The organism is Pseudomonas sp. P9_31, assembly GCF_034008235.1.
GTDB lineage: Bacteria > Pseudomonadota > Gammaproteobacteria > Pseudomonadales > Pseudomonadaceae > Aquipseudomonas.
Genome location: NZ_CP125375.1, coordinates 4078353 through 4096000, shown reverse-complemented (window position 1 = coordinate 4096000; position 17648 = coordinate 4078353). Strand labels below are relative to the sequence as shown.

Genomic DNA, 17648 nt, shown 5'->3' with positions numbered 1-17648 from the left:
TGGCCAGGGCGACGTCATTGCAGGGCCTGGGCAGTCTGCAATGCGTCCGCTGTCTCCAGCGGGATCTCCAAGGTGAAAAGGGCGCCCTGACCGGGTCCGTCGCTATGGACGCGAAGGCGTCCGTTCATCTCTACCGCCGCGAGCGCACAACTGTGCAGGCCAAAACCATGACCTTCCTTGCGTGTAGTGAAACCGTGATTGAAGATGCGGGTCATGTTCTCGGCAGCAATCCCTTCGCCCTGATCCTCTACGCTGAAGCGCAGCGTTGTGTTATCGATAATCTTGACGCCCAGTGTCATATGGCGCTGCCGGTCGCTGACCTTGGACATCGCGTACTTGGCATTGCTGATCAGATTGATCAGGATCAACAGCAGTCGGTGCTTGTCGCCGATGATGGTCGGTGTGGCCTGATAGTCTTTGGTGACGGTGACATGGTGCCGACTCAAGGCACCGGAATTCATGCGTAACGCATCTTCGAACAGATCGATGACGTTCAGCGGCTCGACCAGCCTGGCGGCGCCGGCATAGGCCTGTTGGGTGGCGACGATGTCCTTGATGTGATCGATGCTTTTGGTGAGTTGCGACAGCTCCTCAACGATGCCCGCTTGCTCGGCCGCGATGGAGTTGACCAGTTGATTGAGGTAAACGGGAAGCAGTTTGCCTTTTTCATCGAACGTGATGAACTGCCCCAGGTCCTGGGCATGCTCGTTCATCATGTTTACCGCTTTGCCCAGGCCAAGTGTTTTGCTGGCCGCCAATTTGCGGGTGATCAAATCTGCAGAGACGTTAACGCTGTTCAGCACATTACCGACGTTGTGCAGCACATTGGTCGCGATCTCCGCCATGCCGGCCATCCGCGCGGCATCGACCAACTCGCGCTCGGCTTCCAGCAGTTTGCGGGTACGCTCCTCGACACGTTGTTCCAGTCGCTCGTTTGCCGTCTGCAATTCATTGTTCATCTTGTTGATCACCGCATAACTGCGAATCAGGCGGGCGGCCAGGTACAACAACAGAAGCGCCATGATGCCGGCGCATATCCCCAGGTAAAGGTGATATTGGCGGTCTGTCGCGCCGGTGCGCCGTTGTGTCTCGTTCAATAACTCGTTGATGCTGTCCAGTTGCTGTGCGACCGGAATGACGCTGATGCGATCAAGCAAGTCATTGACGATGGGCTGCTCTCGAACGGTGGCATTCACGGCGCCTACAAATGCGGTGAAAGGCAGGCGCTGTTCAGGCGGAAGTTGATGGATGTATTCATTCAGAGCTTTCAGATGTTCGGAGATTTCCTCAGCCCTTTCGTCGGAGACATAGAGGGCGTATTCAAGGGTGTCCAACGTAACATCGAACACCAGTGAGGCCGCCGCCGCATGCACCAACGGGAGCTTGTCGTTGACATCTTCGCGTAGCGCCTGAATGCCATCTTCCAGCTCGGGCAGGGCATCCAGTGAAATTCGCAAGGCCGTGTTGTGTTGTTTGAATTGCTCAACCAACTGGATTTTGTTTTCTACCGCATCCAGATAACCCTGCCGTCGAGATTGCCAAAGGGTCGAGAGAGGGCCGGCAGCGTTGAGGCTATCGAGCTGCGCCCATCGCTGTTCCGCTTCAGGAGGCGCCACCAGAAGCAGGTTGTTGTTCAGGCCGATTTTGGCCCGCAGGATTTTCACGTTCCAGTTGGCATCGTATTGCTTGAGTTGACGAACGAAGTCGCGTGACTCGAAGTAGGTCGATGTGTCGTACGAATAGGATTTGATCAGCAAAAATATCAGTACGCTGAAGAGGGTCAGCGCAATGGTGGCCAAGGCAGGCCATTTGTAATGGTTAGAAATCTTCATGGCGGCGTTCCTCCCTCATACAGGCCGTCCTGAGAGAGAGGCTGCCAACGGTTAATAAATTCCATTTTTGCGCTCCCTGCAAAATGGCGAGCAATCGCCACATCATCCGTAAGCCTAGCGTTGTTGGCGGACGGTGCCGGAAAAAACACCGAATGGCTGGGGCGAACCTCAGGGGATGAGCACAATCGCTCCTTTGACCTGACCGGCCCTCAGGCTTGCCAGTGCCTGATTGGCATCGTCCAGGGTAAAACAGGTGACGTCGCTGTGCACGGGCGTATGACGCAGCTCTTCAAAAAACGCCGTGCCATCTTCGCGGGTCAGGTTCGCTACCGAGCGGACGCTGCGTTCGCCCCACAGCAGTCGATAAGGGAAACCGGGGATGTCGCTCATGTGGATGCCCGCGCAAACCACACAGCCGCCCTTGACGGTGGCTTCCAGCGCCAGGGGCACCAGCGCACCGACGGGGGCGAAGATCAGGCTGGTGTCGAGCGGGTGTGGCGGTGGCTGATCCGAGGGGCCTGCCCACGCCGCTCCCAGGGTTCGGGCATAGGCCTGGCCCTCGCTGTCGCCCGGGCGAGTGAAGGCGTACACCTGCTGCCCCCGGCCTCGCGCCACCTGAATCGCCAGATGCGCCGCCGCGCCGAAGCCATAGAGGCCCAGGTGGCGCGCGCCTTTGGCCATTTGCAAGGCGCGAAAACCGATCAGCCCGGCACATAGCAGCGGTGCGGCTTCGGTCGCCAGGAGTGCGTCCGGGAGGGGGAAACAGAAGTGAGCGTCGGCAACTGTGTAGTCGGCATAACCGCCATCCAGATGACAGCCGGTGAACTGTGCCCGGTCGCAGAGGTTCTCCCGGCCCGAGCAGCAGAACGTGCACTCACCGCACGTCCAGCCAAGCCAGGGAACCCCGACGCGCTTGCCAATCCAGTCGGGCGTGACGTCGGCCCCCACCGCCGTCACTTCACCGACGATTTCATGGCCCGGCACCCGCGGCAACACCGCTTGTGGCAACTCACCGTCCAGCAGATGCAGGTCGGTACGGCACACGCCACAGGCCAAAACCTTGATCAACAGTTGGTGCGCGCCGGGTCGCGGGACAGGACGTTCTTCGCGTTGCAGCGGCTGGCCGGGGCTATGTAAAACCATGGCGCGCATGACGATTCTCCACAAGCCAATGCACCGCAAGGTGTCAGAGGGGCGGCTCCCGGTGACAGCCGGCGACGAGTTGCTTGAGCCCGTCCAGATCCAGGATTTTGACGTTACGCCCGGAAATTTCGACCAGTGCCAGATCCCGCAGATGAGCAATGCCCCGACAGATGGTCTCCAGGCGCAGGCCCAGATAAGAGCCAATCTCTTCGCGCCGCATCTTCAGCACAAAGTCTCTGGACGAGTACCCCCGAATGCTCAGCCGTTGCGACAGGTTCAGCAGGAAGGCGGCCAGGCGTTCATCGGAGTTCATGTTGCCCATCATCATGAGCATGCTGTGATCACGCACGATTTCCCGGCTCAGGAGCTTGTTCATGTTGTGTTGCAGTGAGGGCAGCTCCTGGGCGAGTTTCTCCAGTTGCGCGTAGTGCAGGGGGCAGACTTCGCTGTCCTCAAGGGCAAAGGCGCTGCAGGCGTGCCGATCGTCGCTGATGGCGTCCAGACCGAGCATTTCGCCGGGTATCTGAAAACCGGTCACTTGCTCGCGGCCGTCGACCGACAGCATGCTGGTCTTGAATGAACCGATCCGTACCGCGTAAAGCGAGCGCAACGGATCGCCGGCCCGGTACAGGGCTGCGCCTTTTTTAACCTTTACACGCTGAGTGATCAGAGTATCCAGCCGTTCGACTTCGTGGCTGGTCATGCCAATCGGCAGACACAACTCCAGAACGCTGCAATTGGAACACGCGGCTTTCAGATAATGATGTTGATACGGCCGGGTTTCAGGCATTGCGTAAGTCCCTCTGATGGTGGCTTAAAGCATAGTTCGGATCACCGTTTCAATCGGGCGTTTACAGATGGAGTCGATGAGCGGGAAAAGGCCTGTCCCCGTTGAGCCGGGACGGGCGGCGCGAGACTTGATGTAAATCAAGTGCTGCGCGGTGCAGAGTCCCAGAATCGACGCATGCCTTGCGGTTTACCGAGGCCCTGGCGGAGGACGTCATGAGCGAATTTCTGAGTGCCGAGCAACTGGAAGGGCTGGATGCCTACTGGCGAGCGTCCAATTACCTGGCGGTCGGGCAGATTTACCTCAAGGACAACCCGCTGATGAAGGTGCCGCTGACGCTGGCGGATGTAAAGCCACGGCTACTGGGGCACTGGGGCACGACGCCGGGGTTGAACCTGATCTATACGCACCTCAATCGTCTGATCACGGCCTACGACCTGAACATGATCTTCATCGCCGGCCCGGGGCATGGTGGACCGGCCATCGTGGCGCAGACCTACCTGGAAGGAACGTACACCGAGCTCTACCCGTCGGTGGGGCGCGATACCAACGGCCTGGCCCGACTGTTTCGGCAGTTTTCCTGGCCCTACGGCATTTCCAGTCATGTGTCGGCGCAGATCCCGGGGTCGATCCATGAAGGGGGCGAGTTGGGCTACAGCCTGGCCCATGCCTACGGTGCCGCGTTCGACAATCCCGACCTGATAGTGGCGTGTGTGATTGGCGACGGCGAGGCGGAAACCGGGACGCTGGCGGCCAGCTGGCATTCCAACAAGTTCCTCAACCCGGCGCGTGACGGCGCCGTGCTGCCGATTTTGCACTTGAACGGGTACAAGATCGCCAATCCCACGGTGCTCTCCAGCATCAGCGAGGAGGAGTTGTCGGCGTTGATGTACGGCTACGGCTACGATCCGTATTTTGTCGAAGGCGATGACCCGGCAGAGGTTCATCAAGCCCTGGCCAGAACGCTGGACACCATGGTGCTGGAGATTCGTGAGATTCAGCGGGTCGCGCGTCAACGATCGCCGTCCCGGACGCTGGAGCGGCCCCTGTGGCCGATGCTGATCTTGCGCACGCCCAAGGGCTGGACGGGGCCGACATTCGTCGATGGCCTGCGGGTCGAAGGCACTTGGCGTGCGCATCAAGTGCCCTTGGCCGACTTCCAGCAGCCGCAGCATTTGCGGCAACTGGAGGAATGGCTCCGTAGTTACCGACCTGACGAATTGTTTGACGCCAATGGCACCTTGCTGCCCGAAATCGCCGCGTTGGCGCCCACCGGTCATCGGCGAATGAGCGCCAACCCCCACGCCAACGGTGGGCTGCTGTTGCGCGCGCTGGATCTGCCACGGTTCACCCAGTATGCGGTGAACGTCGAGGCGCCCGGTGGCCTGCGGGCAGAGGCCACGCGGGTGCTGGGCCGGTTTTTGCGCGACGTGATGAAGTGCAATCTGACGTCGAGCAATTTTCGCCTGTTCGGCCCGGACGAAACCGCCTCGAACCGGCTGGATGCGGTGTACGAAGTCAGTGCCAAGGCGTGGATGGAGCCGCTGGGGCCTGATGATGTCAACCTGGCGACCGATGGCCGGGTGATGGAGATTCTGAGCGAACAGGTGTGCGAAGGCTGGCTCGAAGGTTATTTGCTGACCGGCCGGCACGGCGTGTTTTCCTGTTACGAGGCGTTCATCCACATCGTCGACTCGATGTTCAACCAGCATGCCAAATGGTTGAAAACCGCCGCCGAAGTGCCATGGCGCAAACCCGTTGCCTCGCTCAACTATTTGCTCACCTCCCATGTCTGGCGCCAGGACCATAATGGCTTCTCCCACCAGGACCCTGGCTTCATCGATCTGGTGGCGAACAAAACGGCGGACGTGGTCCGGATCTATCTGCCGCCCGATGCCAATTGCCTGCTGTCAGTGGCCGATCACTGCCTCAGAAGCCGTAACTACATCAACGTGATCGTGGCCGGCAAGCAACCGGAGTGGCAGTGGCTGGACATCGATGCCGCCATTCGTCATTGCCAGGCCGGTATCGGGCGCTGGGACTGGGCCTGCCGGGATGACAGCGATCCGGACGTGGTGATGGCCTGTGCCGGCGACGTTCCGACCCTGGAAACCCTGGCGGCGGTCACTTTGCTGCGCGAATACGTGCCGGATTTGCGGGTGCGGGTGATCAATGTCGTCGACCTGATGGTCCTGCAGCCGTCGTACCACCATCCCCACGGTTTGCCCGACAGCGCCTTCGATGAACTGTTCACTGTCGACCGGCCGGTGATCTTTGCTTTCCACGGCTACCCCGCGCTGATCCACCGGCTGCTGTACAAGCGCACCAATCATGAAAACTTCCATGTTCGCGGGTTCAAGGACGAGGGGGCGACCACCACACCGTTCGACATGGCGGTGCTCAATAATCTGGATCGGTATCAGTTGGCCCTGGATGTCATCGAGCGCGTGCCCCGGCTGCACGATCAACTCCAGACTGCCCGGGCGCGCTATTGGGCGACGATGGAGAAACACAAGCTTTACCTCATCGAACACGGGCAGGACATGCCTGAAGTGATGCAGTGGCAATGGACGCCTGCACCGGACAATCGGGGTTGACGGCAGGCGCCGGGCACTATTTGCTCTTCCAGTATTTCTGCATCTCCAGAAACAGAAACGAGGCGGTCCAGGAGATCAGCACCAGCCCCGTCAGTGCCTCCAGCCCGGTCAGGTACTTGAGGTTTCCCATGGGTGAAATGTCGCCGAAACCGATGGTGGTAAACGTGGTGAAGGAAAAGTACACGCAGTCCATGAACGTGCCGTCGAAATTGCCGCTCAGGCTGCCCCATTCACCGGAGCGGATCAGCAGGTAATAGATCAGCGCGAAACACCAGACTTCTATCGCATGGGCCAGCATCGCGCCGAACACCCCGACGACGATCCGAAAGCGACTCCAGAGTTTGAGCCTGGGCAGCCAATCGTTCAGGCGCAGCAGGCATTCGTAATGGATCACCACCGTGACGACCACCACCAACGTGTTGATTAGCGTGACTGCGAACATGATGAGCCTTCAGCGATAAGGGCGGGGGCAATCTGCGGGCGATTGATCGGTGCGTCACGGTGCCGGTAATGCCGGGGTGGGCTTGAATGGCATCAGCGGTGGAAACTCCTCGGGCGTGAGGGTTTCCTTTTCCAGCAACAGGCGAGCACCTTCGTCCAGGTCGGCCCGACGACTCTGGAGCAGAGCCTTGGCCCGTTGGTAGGCTTCATCGAGCAGGGCACGAATACCCAGGTCGATTTCCCGAGCGGTCTGTTCCGAATAATCCTTTTCGCCCATCGTGGCCATGCGATCTCCCAGGTACGTTGGGGTTTGCTTCTCCAGCACCGACTGTCCGAGCTCGGGGCTCATGCCGAAGCGGGTGATCAGTTGCCGGGCGATATCGGTCGCGCGACCCAAGTCGTCGGCGGCCCCGGTGGAAATCTGGCCATAGACAAGGTCCTCGGCGGCGCGCCCGGCCATCAGCACGACGATCCGGTCCTTGAGCGTCTGGCAACTGATGAGGAAATGATCCTCGGTCGGTCGCTGCAAGGTATAGCCCAGCGAGCCGATGGCGCGGGGCACGATCGAGACTTTATGGACCGGGTCCATGGCCGGCAGGCTGCTGGCGGCCAGGGCATGCCCCATCTCATGATAGGCCACCACCCGGCGCTCGTCGGGATCGAGCAGGCTGCTCTTGCGTTCAAGCCCCGCGATGAGGCGTTCCACCGCCGCGGTGAAGTCGTCCAGACTGACCGCATCGGCGCCGCGCCGGGTGGCGACGATGGCTGCTTCGTTCACCAGGTTGGCCAGGTCGGCGCCGGTGAAACCGGTGGTGATTTCGGCGATACGCGCGCTATCGAGGCTTGGTTCCACGGTGATTTTCTTCAGATGAACCTTAAGAATCGCCTGCCGCCCTTTGCGATCGGGGCGGTCGATCAGAATCTGCCGGTCGAAGCGGCCGGCCCGCAACAGCGCCGGATCGAGGACCTCAGGCCGGTTGGTGGCGGCCAGCAACACCACGCCTTCACGGGGATCGAAGCCGTCCAGCTCGGCCAGTAACTGGTTGAGGGTCTGTTCTTTTTCGTCATTGCCGCCTAACACGCCGATGCCGCGCATCTTGCCCAGTGCGTCGAGTTCATCGATGAAGATGATGCAGGGTGCCGCCTGCCGGGCCTGTTCGAACAGGTCGCGGACCCGTGCCGCACCGACCCCGACGAACATTTCGACGAACTCGGACCCCGAAATCGAGAAAAACGGCACACCGGCTTCACCGGCGATGGCCTTGGCCACCAGGGTCTTGCCGGTGCCTGGCGGGCCCACCAGCAAGGTGCCCTTGGGGATGTGCGCGCCAAGGCGTGCGTATCGGGCCTTGTCCCTGAGGAACGAGACGATTTCCACCAGTTCGGCCTTGGCTTCGTCGATGCCCGCGACATCGGCGAAGGTCACCCCGGTGTCGCGTTCGACAAAGACCTTGGCCCGGGACTTACCGACATTCATCAGCCCGCCAAGGCCTTGTTTTTCCGCCATCCCGCGAAACAGGAAATGCCAGAACACCATGATCATCATGAACGGCAACAACCAGCCCAACAGGCTGTTCATAAAGGTGTTTTCGTTGACTCCGGTAAAACCGACGCCCGATTGGGAGAGTTCGGTCGCCAGCGACGGATCGACCCGCACCGTGGAGAACCGGTCGCGTCCGTCGATGGGTTCCACCAATTTGCCGCTGATCCGGTCCTTGTCGATCTGCAAGTCACTGACTTTTTGCTCGTTCAACAATTGCATGAACTGGCTGTAGGGCAGGGGCTGCACGGCCTGGCGCTCGACATAGAACATCTGCACGAGGCTCAGAATGATAAAAGCGATCGCGAAGTAGGACAGGTTCCACTGGTCGTTCTTTTTCATGGCCTTGGCTCAGAGTGGGAACGCAGGGTCGTTCACAACGGGCCGCGCCCGCACGGGCGATGAAAAATCATTGAGTTGCATCAACCCTGTATCGATAAACCGGCGGCCGGCCCATTTATTAAAGATAGCCTGCTTCAGCTTCTCCCTTGCGGATGGCGCTCTGCGCCAAGCTGCCCCTGCCGCGTTGAAGACCCACTCTGACGGGTACCGGCCCTCCAGCCGCTTTACGAAACAGCCCTCTACAGCTCCTCAGGTGAAACCACCCATACACTGCACGGCATCTTGTACAGCAGATGTTCCACCGTGCTGCCCACCAGTCGACCCACGCCCCGGTGGCCGACCCGGCCCATGACAATCACGTCGATGTCGTAGGCATCGGCGTATTGGGCAAGGACCTTGGTTGGGTTGCCCATGATCATGTGCTGTTGCTCCGGCGCGATACCATTGCGTTCGGCCAGTTCGCGGAAGGCATCGGCCTGTGCGTCGAACAGCGTCTTGGCTTTGCCTGAAGAAAACAATGCCGAGCTACTGTCGAAATCGAACTCGTCCGCGCTGAGGGATGAAAGGTCGTGGGCGTAGATCACGTCGAGCTGGGCGTTACAGGTGCTGGCCAGTTTTGAGGCCTCGCGCAAAATCCTGTCGTTGAAATCCTTGTACTGGGTATTGCTATGGAAGGGATCGACCGCGGCGAGGATCCTGCGCGGCAGCGCGTGCTGCGCATGGCTGACAAAATGCAGCGGCACCGGGCATTCGCGCAGCAAATGGATATCCAGGGGCGTGAACATTATCCGTGACAGCAGCGACTCGTATTCCAGTGCCTTGATCAGTACCGCCATGGGTTGTTCTTTGAGATGAATGAGGATTTCCTGCAAAGGTCGTTCAACCCAAACCACCTCCGTGGTGACGGGCACCCCGATTTTACGCAAGGGCCGGGCCTGGTCTTCGAGCCATTGCCGATGGCGCTCGACATACCCGAGCCGCATCTGCTCCAGCGCTTGTTCGTTGACCATGCTTGCCGTTGCCAGGCCTTGCAGGTAATCGAAGGCGACGATGTGCAGGGCCGCGCCCGAGGCCTTGGCCAACGCGGCGGCGCGGTCGAACGCGGGGCTGTTTTCCATGAGGGGCGAGACGACCAGCATGAAGCGTGATTGCTCAGACATGACCAAACTCCCGTCGATAATCGTAGATATTCCTGTACTCACTGGCACCCCTGCGTTTGGGCAGTGGTCCTCTGGCTTTTATCCTGCCGCTGACCGGGGGGGGCGGGATTGATCTTTATCAATCTGGCGAGTGAACCAGCCTGCGGTCCGACGTGTGGCGGGGCGCGCCGTGTTCATCTACAAAACATTGACCATTATCAACCTCTCCTGCGTCATGCCGGCGCAGTCTTGGGGTTGTGGCTTACCCGGACGGGACTCACATGAACGACACCTTGGGCCTGGCAGGGGCGGCAGCTGCGCTGGGGATCGGCATGCTCATCGGCCTTGAACGTGAACGGCACAAGGGGCGGGGGGACAGTCGTGCCTGTGCCGGATTGCGGACGTTTGCGATCACTGCGTTGCTGGGGTATGTGGCGATGCAGGTCGGTGGTGGTCTGTTGTTGGGGGCCATGGCGATCTGTCTGGCCTTGCTGGTCACCGTGGCTTACTGGCGAAGCCTGAGCAATGATCCTGGTGTCACCAGTGAAGTGGCGTTATTCATGGTGTTGGTATTGGGGGCGTTGTGTGGCACCGCGCCCGAGTTGGCTATTGCCATTGGCGTGGTGGTGGCGGGGCTGCTGACGTATCGTCAAAAGCTGCACCACTTTGCGCGTAGCCAATTGACTGAAGCGGAAATGCGCGATGGTCTGGTGCTGTTGGTCGCCGCGCTGGTGGTGTTGCCATTGGCGCCTGACCGTTTTATCGGTCCGTATGCCTCTATCAATCTGCGCACCATTTGCACCCTGACCGTGTTGCTGATGGCCGTCGGGGCGACAGGGCATATCGCCGTTCGTATCCTGGGCACTCGTTACGGCTATGTGGTCAGCGCCATCGCCTCCGGATTCGCTTCCAGCACCGCGACCATCGCCGCGATGGGGCACCTTGTCGCCAAGGAGCCAGGCAACATCAAAATCCTGAGCGCGGCAGCGATGCTGTCCAACCTGGCTACTGTCATTCAGATCGGCCTGATCCTGGGGGCGGTCGACACCGGTCTGTTGAGGCACATGTGGGGACCGTTGTTGTGTGGTGCCGCCGCCACTGCGTTGTATGGCCTGAGCCTGATGTTCCCGCAACCTGCGAGTGGCGCCAATCGGCCGGTCAAGGTCGGCGGTGCGTTCAACCTCAAGCTGGCCCTGGTCATCACACTGACCATGACCGGCATCACCTTTGTGTCTTCGATGGTGCTCAGCCACTTTGGTGAAGTGGGCGTGATGGTCACGACGACGCTCGCCGGTTTCGCCGATGCACATTCTTCGACGGCGTCCATTGCCGCCCTGGCCAAGGCCGGGCTGTTGCCGTACGACGCCATTGCCGGGCCCACGCTGGTTGCCGTCAGCAGTAACTCCCTGAGCAAATGCCTGGTGGCCTGGGTCAGCGGCGGGCGACGGTTCGCCGCGTATATCATCCCCGGCCAGGTCTTGCTGACGTTGGCAATGTGGGCGGGCATGTTGCTGCATTAACGTGCATCCGGGCGCTGTAGCTGACAAAGATCAAGTCGCCTGAATCTGCTGCGATCACTCTAGGGTTCTACTCACTGCATCGAGATGGCCGCGTGCCGAGGTGTCCCATGTCACAGACTCAGCGTTTACTGTTGATCGCCCCCCAAGCCATGACCCGTACACCGGCGTTCGACCGGGCCGCCGCGTTGGCCCGCGCGATGCAATCGCCGCTGCACATCGTGGCATTCGATTACTTGCAGGCCTTGGCCGTCGCCGGCCTGTTTGCCCCCGAGCAAGTCGCCCAGGCCCGGGAGGGCTATTTGCAAACCCATCGGCGATGGCTCGCCGAGCAGGCCGAATTGATGAAAAAACACGGCGTCGAGGTCACCAGCGAGGTGGTGTGGGTGCAGCACCCTTATGAGGAGATCCTGCACTTCGTCAACGAGATGTCGCTGAGCCTGATCATCAAGGATGCCCAGGAAGAATCGGCGTTGAAGCGGGTGTTTTTCACACCGCTGGATTGGCAGTTGTTGCGCGATTGTCCGGTGCCGGTGCATCTGGTGACCAACGCCCTGAACCCGCGGCCACGCAGCGTGCTGGCCATCGTCGATGTGTTGCGTAGCGAAGAGCAGGACCTGGTATTCAATGACCAGATTATCGACGCCGCAACGAAGCTGGCTGAACAATGCGAGGCGAAAATCGAGTTGGTGCATGTGTATGACTGGACGGCCGTGTATGCCCTGGACATGGGTGTTGGCGCACTCCCGTTGGCCTCCGGTCTTTACGAAGCCATGGGCACGGCGCAACACGAAGCGTTTACGGCGCTGGCCGAGCGTCACCGCGTGCCGCCTGAGTGTCGGCACTTCATCGAAGGTTCGCCATTGCTGAGTATTTGCAAGTTCGCCGAGGACCATCGCACCGATGTGATTGTGATGGGGACGGTGCAGCACTCGGGGTTGAACAAGCTACTGGGGACCACTGCCGAACAGCTCTTGCACCGAGCCCCTTGCAGTGTGCTGGCGATCAAGCCCGACAGAATGTTGCAATCCTGAACGTTGACTTGCCCCACGGCGGGCCGTTGCCGGTGCGTCGTGGGGCGATTGGCTTTTACATATACAGACGATGAATGACCTGGCGGCTGTCGTCAGGATCATTGTGCCTCTCAAAACCCAAGGCTTGAGCCAGGTCGCGCATGGGGGTATTGCTGGAGGCGTCGATCGAATACATCTGATGAAAACCGTTTCTGCGGGCGGCCTTGATCAGATGTCCCATCAAGGCGGTGCCGAGGCCCAGATGCTGCCATTCATCGGCGACCGTCACCGCGCACTCACACTCATGTTCCGACGTGGCGGCGTAGCGGCTGATGCCGATTTCGATCAATTTGCCGTTTTCGTGAACCAGCGCGATGTAAGCCATGCGCTGTTTGTTATCGGTGTCCATCAACTGATCGAGCATGGCGGCGCCGGGCTCGTTGATCTGCGCGAGAAAACGCATGTGCCGGGACTCGGGCGACAGGCGCTTGATGAAGGTGTATTCAAGTTCGCGGTCCTTTTCCAGCAGTGGCCGGATCAGCACATGGCGGCCGTCCTTGAGCGCTTCGATCCAGTACTTTCCGGTGACTGCGGCATAGACGGCCGCGGCCCGATCATTGTGGTCTTTGACAGTGAGCATGGATGATCCTCCATCTTGTTTGAAAGGCCGGTGCGTATTCACTCGCCACGCGGTTGATTCCTTTCTACGCCGCTGGCAGCCCTTGAATCTGATCTGGATCAGACACCCGTCACGAGGGCGTTCATTTGCGGGTATTTGATGTAAATCAACCTGGGGGAGGGGGCAGCGAGCGCAGTCTTGGGTGATGCCGGCGGGTAAGGACCGGTTTCGAACCGAGGTGTGTGATGGGTCAATATCAACGTTTGTTACTGATCGCCGACCGAACCCTGCATCAGTCTCCAGCCTTGCTCCGTGCGGTCGCACTGGCCAAGGCGAGCGGGGCCACGCTGGATGTGCGGGCCTTTGTCGATCCAGCGCCGATTGTTCATCTATGGGAAGAAAAAATCGACGAGGCGGAGTATCAGCGTTATCTGCGTCACTGTCATCGTTGGGTGGCCGACGAGGTCGAGCGGCTTAAAGGGCAGGGCGTGGACGCGACGGTTGAAGCCGTCTTCACCACCCATCCGTTGCTGGACATCTTGAAGACAGTCGAAGACCTCAAGCCTGACCTGCTGATCAAGGACGTCACCCTGGAACCGGCGCTCAAACGGGTGTTCATCACGCCCCTCGATTGTCACCTGCTGCGCGAATGCCCGATCCCCGTGCACTTGGTCAACCAGATCCGTTACGGGCTGCCGCACCGGGTTGTGGCCGCCGTGGACCCGTTCGATCCGGCGACGCAAATCAGTGGCTTGAACGACACCATCATCCAGACGGCCAATGCACTGGCATTGCAATGCGACGCACCGTTGCACTTGCTCTACGCCTATGACTTGTCGCCGGCTTTCAATGGTGATGCACCGCTGGTCAGCGGTGGTTGGGGCGTGGACTTCATCGAAGAGCTACGCGAATCCCTGCACCGGGCGTTTATCACCCTGGCGGATCGCTACGGTGTTCCTCCGGAGCGTCGGCACTTTGTCATGGGCCTGCCGGTGCCGGTCATCAGTGAGTTTGTCGAGCAATACCTGGCGGATGTGGTGGTGATGGGCACGGTGCATCGCGTGGGGATCGACCGCTTGATCGGCAGCAACACCGAGCGGGCGTTGTACTCGGTGCCAGGCAGCATTCTGGCGGTCAGGCAGCCGGGTTCGAGCGTCGGGCGCCAAGCCGACGGCTGGCCGCCCACTAGTTGATAAAAATCAGAGCCTCACGGCGAGAGCCCCCGATACTTGAGTCACAATCTGAAGCTATCCAGACGAGGTGGGTGAGGGTGAAAATTCAGCGTTTGCTATTGATTGCCCCAACTGAAATGGCATGCACCCCGGCGTTCGATCGGGCGCGGGCCCTGGCCTGTGCAACCGGTGCGATGCTGCACATTGTCGCTTTCGATTATGTCCAGGCGCTGGCGGCGGCCGGCCTGTTTGACCACGAGGCCATGGCTCAGGCGCGGGAAGGTTACTTGCAGGTACATCGTCAATGGCTGGAGCAGCAAGCGCGGTTTCAACGATGCGAAGGCGTGCAGGTGACAACTGAGGTGGTGTGGGCCAGACCGACCCTGGCGCATCTGCTGGAGTACGTGAATGACTTCCATGCAGACCTGGTGATCAAGGACACCCACCGCGTGTCGGCGCTCGACCGCGCCTTCCATCGGCCTCTGGACTGGCAGTTGCTGCGCGACTGTCCGGCCCCCTTGCACCTGGTCATCGATGCTGCGAATCCGAAGCCGTCGAGCATACTCGCCACCATCGACCTGTCCCATCTGGAGGAGCTGACCCTGGGGCTCAATGACCGGATTCTCGACCTTGCCTCAAGCCTGGCCGAATCCTGTGGCGCCACCTTGCACCTGCTCAATGTCAGCGGCTGGTCGGAGTTGGGGGAGGCGCAAGTGAATGTGCCGACCGCGACACTGAATGGCAGTTTGAGAGACGCAGTCAGCGATGCTCAGCTGGAGGCCTTTGAAGCGCTTGCCGACCGCTACGGAGTCGAGAAACAACAGCGTCATCTGTTGCCCGGTATCCCTTCCAAGGTGATTGCCCATTTCGCACAACAACATGCCTTCGACATGGTGGTGCTGGGAACGACCTACCATCGGGGGATCGATGTATTCATCGGCAGTACGGCCGAAAGTGTATTGAACCGGTCACCCTGCAGCCTGATGATCGTCAAGCCATTGGCCCGTATCGACTAGAAGATGAACCAGTGTGATCTCCGTTGATAAAAATCAACTGCCCATGAGCGTAAAGGAGCGATCAATAGCGCTCCATGAATGCTCAAGGAAACGGCCATGCGAATGACATTTCTCGGTGCTGCGGGCACGGTTACGGGCAGCAAGTACTTGCTGGAACATCACGATCAACATGTGCTGATCGATTGCGGCCTGTTCCAGGGCTATAAACAACTGCGCTTGCACAACTGGGACCCGTTCCAGCTGCCGGTTCGCGATCTGGAAGCCATTGTGCTGACCCACGCTCATCTTGATCACAGTGGCTACCTGCCGGTGTTGGTGCGCAACGGTTATCGCGGCCCGGTGTATGCCACGCCAGCCACCTGTGAGCTGGTGAAAATCCTGCTGCGCGACAGCGGCCGTTTGCAGGAAGAAGAGGCCGAGTTCGCCAATCGCCATGGCTTCTCCAAACACACCCCGGCCTTGCCGCTGTACACCGAGCAAGACGCTGAGCGGGCATTGAAACTGCTGCGGCCGGTGCAGTTGCACCACCGGGTCGAGATTGCCCCGGGGATGAGCATTCTGTTGCGCGGTGCCGGGCATATTCTGGGCGCAGCGACCGTGGAAATCGTCGCTGATGGCATGACCCTGGTGTGCTCCGGGGATCTGGGGCGGCCGAACGATCCATTGATGTTTGCCCCGGAGACGATCGAGCAGGCCGATTATCTGCTGGTGGAGTCGACCTATGGTGACCGTCGGCATCCCGACGAATCCCCGGAAGATCAACTGGCCGAGGTCATCACCCGTACCGCGCTGCGCCATGGCATCACGCTGGTGCCATCGTTCGCGGTCGGTCGCGCGCAGTTGCTGATGTACCACCTGTATCGCTTGCAACAAAAACACGCGATTCCCGACCTGCCGATCTACCTCAACAGCCCCATGGCCACCGACGTCACGCGGTTGTACCAGCGCTTTCGCAGTGAACACCGGTTGTCCCTGGAAGAGTGCGAAGGCATGTGCCGTGTCACGCGTTTTGTGCGCTCAACCAGAGATTCCATCGAGCTGGACCAGCAGCGCACACCCGCGGTGATCATCGCCGCCAGCGGCATGGCCACTGGCGGGCGGGTGCTGCACCACCTCAAGGCGCTGGCGCCCAACCCGCTCAATACGCTGCTGGTGCCGGGCTTTCAGGCGGGCGGCACCCGCGGTGCGCAGATCATCGCAGGCGCCCCGTCGGTACGTATTCACGGCAAAGACGTGCCGATCCGCGCCGAAGTGGTGCCGATGGAAACCCTGTCCGCACACGCCGACTGCGATGAAATCATGCTGTGGTTGCGCGGCTTCAAGCGGCCGCCGAAACACACCTATGTGGTACATGGCGAACCCAATGCTTCGGATGTATTGCGCCGGCGCATCAGCCTGGAGCTGGGCTGGTCGGTCTCGGTGCCGGAGTACCGCGACAGCGTGGAGCTGACGGGGCCTCTTTAGTGCTCTGGCCACTATAGAAAAGGGGCTCTAAAAAAAGCCCCTGGCCGATTTGTTTCGCCACGCGAGCCGTCTATTTCGAGAACTTTCGTGCCCCGGCCACGCAAAGAATCACCGCCACGGTCACCCCCAGCATGGCAACGCTGACCTGCTCATGCAGCAACGTGGCCGCCAGTGCCAGGCCAAAAAACGGCTGCAGCAACTGAAGCTGGCCGACGGCGGCAATCCCGCCCTGCGCCAGCCCGCGGTACCAGAACACAAAGCCAATCAACATGCTGAACAGCGACACGTAAGCCAGGCTCAACCACGCAGGCGGGGTAATTGCCGAGAGCGAAGGCGGGGCCAGCAACCAGGTCAACGGCGCCATGACGGGCAGCGACAGCACCAGCGCCCAGGAAATCACCTGCCAGCCTCCCAGAGTCTTGGAAAGCTTCGCACCTTCGGCATAGCCCAACCCGCACGCCAGGATCGCCAGCAACATCAGAATGTCCCCCGCAGGAGAGGCCGTCAGGCCTTGGGAAACGGCAAACCCCACCACCAGCAGGCTTCCCAGCACCGAGAAGAACCAGAACACCGGCCGGGGACGCTCGCCACCGCGCCAGACACCGAACGCTGCGGTGGCGAGTGGCAACAGGCCAACGAAGACGATGGAGTGCGCAGACGTCACATATTGCAGCGCCAGTGCCGTCAGCAGCGGAAAGCCGAATACAACGCCCAGGGCCACGATTGCCAGGGACGCAAGCTGGCGCTTGGCAGGCCGTTTTTCGTTGAAGAGCAGCAGCATGCACAGCGCCAGAATGGCAGCGATACTGGCCCGGGCAACCGTCAGGAAGACCGGGTCGAATTCCAGAACGGCCAGCCGTGTCGCAGGCAGCGAGCCGCTGAAGATGAGCACGCCGATGAAGCCGTTGAGCCATCCGCTCGCAGTCTTTTCCGTGGTGTGGTGTTGCATGTTCGATGCGCGTTCCATTGAGAGTCCCCTTTATGCAACTTGCATGGGAGGCATCGTATGGACGAAACTCGATACAA

14 protein-coding genes are annotated in these 17648 nt (G+C 60.2%); 6 read left to right on the top strand and 8 right to left on the bottom strand.

The features are described 5' to 3' along the window. Window positions 1–14 precede the first annotated feature (14 nt). The 3 genes from QMK51_RS18170 to fnr form a co-directional block, all read right to left on the bottom strand. Window positions 15–1832 (bottom strand): DAHL domain-containing protein, encoded by a 1818-nt coding sequence (locus QMK51_RS18170; protein ID WP_320391143.1) that lies wholly within the window; start codon window positions 1830–1832, stop codon window positions 15–17. A gap of 168 nt (window positions 1833–2000) precedes the next feature. Beyond that, window positions 2001–2984, bottom strand: coding sequence for a zinc-dependent alcohol dehydrogenase family protein (locus QMK51_RS18165; RefSeq protein WP_320391142.1), 984 nt, complete (start codon window positions 2982–2984; stop codon window positions 2001–2003). Between the two features lie 34 nt (window positions 2985–3018). Further along, window positions 3019–3765 carry a fumarate/nitrate reduction transcriptional regulator Fnr gene (gene fnr, locus QMK51_RS18160; protein ID WP_258696559.1) on the bottom strand — a complete coding sequence of 249 codons (747 nt, stop codon included), beginning with the start codon at window positions 3763–3765 and terminating at the stop codon, window positions 3019–3021. 212 nt (window positions 3766–3977) lie between these two features. Between fnr and QMK51_RS18155 the strand changes: the two genes are divergently transcribed. Beyond that, window positions 3978–6359, top strand: a complete 2382-nt coding sequence (locus QMK51_RS18155; RefSeq protein ID WP_320391141.1) for a phosphoketolase family protein — start codon at window positions 3978–3980, stop codon at window positions 6357–6359. A gap of 16 nt (window positions 6360–6375) precedes the next feature. Here the strand turns inward: QMK51_RS18155 and QMK51_RS18150 are convergent, their stop codons facing one another. The 3 genes from QMK51_RS18150 to QMK51_RS18140 form a co-directional block, all read right to left on the bottom strand. Next, a complete protein-coding gene (locus QMK51_RS18150; RefSeq protein WP_320391140.1) occupies window positions 6376–6801 on the bottom strand; it encodes a potassium channel family protein in 426 nt (141 codons plus the stop codon). A gap of 54 nt (window positions 6802–6855) precedes the next feature. Beyond that, window positions 6856–8682: an ATP-dependent zinc metalloprotease FtsH gene (gene ftsH / locus QMK51_RS18145; RefSeq protein WP_320391139.1), complete on the bottom strand. Its 1827-nt coding sequence runs from the start codon at window positions 8680–8682 to the stop codon at window positions 6856–6858. 239 nt (window positions 8683–8921) lie between these two features. Continuing rightward, the gene (locus tag QMK51_RS18140; protein ID WP_258696535.1) at window positions 8922–9842 is read right to left on the bottom strand and encodes a universal stress protein; all 921 of its coding nucleotides are present in this window, start codon (window positions 9840–9842) and stop codon (window positions 8922–8924) included. A gap of 260 nt (window positions 9843–10102) precedes the next feature. Between QMK51_RS18140 and QMK51_RS18135 the strand changes: the two genes are divergently transcribed. Both QMK51_RS18135 and QMK51_RS18130 read left to right on the top strand, forming a co-directional pair. Continuing rightward, a complete protein-coding gene (locus QMK51_RS18135; protein ID WP_320391138.1) occupies window positions 10103–11341 on the top strand; it encodes an MgtC/SapB family protein in 1239 nt (412 codons plus the stop codon). Window positions 11342–11448: 107 nt separating this feature from the next. After that, window positions 11449–12372 carry a universal stress protein gene (locus QMK51_RS18130; RefSeq protein WP_320391137.1) on the top strand — a complete coding sequence of 308 codons (924 nt, stop codon included), beginning with the start codon at window positions 11449–11451 and terminating at the stop codon, window positions 12370–12372. Between the two features lie 55 nt (window positions 12373–12427). Here the strand turns inward: QMK51_RS18130 and QMK51_RS18125 are convergent, their stop codons facing one another. Further along, window positions 12428–12991 carry a GNAT family N-acetyltransferase gene (locus QMK51_RS18125; protein ID WP_258696532.1) on the bottom strand — a complete coding sequence of 188 codons (564 nt, stop codon included), beginning with the start codon at window positions 12989–12991 and terminating at the stop codon, window positions 12428–12430. A 224-nt stretch (window positions 12992–13215) separates the two neighbouring features. Here QMK51_RS18125 and QMK51_RS18120 point away from each other — a divergent pair, with 224 nt between their 5' ends. The 3 genes from QMK51_RS18120 (at window position 13216) to QMK51_RS18110 (ending at window position 16622) form a co-directional block, all read left to right on the top strand. Beyond that, on the top strand, window positions 13216–14163 hold the full coding sequence (locus QMK51_RS18120; RefSeq protein ID WP_320391136.1) for a universal stress protein: 948 nt from the start codon (window positions 13216–13218) through the stop codon (window positions 14161–14163). A gap of 77 nt (window positions 14164–14240) precedes the next feature. Further along, window positions 14241–15158, top strand: coding sequence for a universal stress protein (locus QMK51_RS18115; protein WP_320391135.1), 918 nt, complete (start codon window positions 14241–14243; stop codon window positions 15156–15158). Between the two features lie 96 nt (window positions 15159–15254). Further along, a complete protein-coding gene (locus tag QMK51_RS18110) occupies window positions 15255–16622 on the top strand; it encodes an MBL fold metallo-hydrolase (RefSeq protein ID WP_320391134.1) in 1368 nt (455 codons plus the stop codon). 70 nt (window positions 16623–16692) lie between these two features. Here QMK51_RS18110 and QMK51_RS18105 read toward each other — a convergent pair whose 3' ends face one another. Continuing rightward, a complete protein-coding gene (locus QMK51_RS18105; protein ID WP_320391133.1) occupies window positions 16693–17589 on the bottom strand; it encodes a DMT family transporter in 897 nt (298 codons plus the stop codon). Between the last annotated feature and the right edge of the window lie 59 nt (window positions 17590–17648).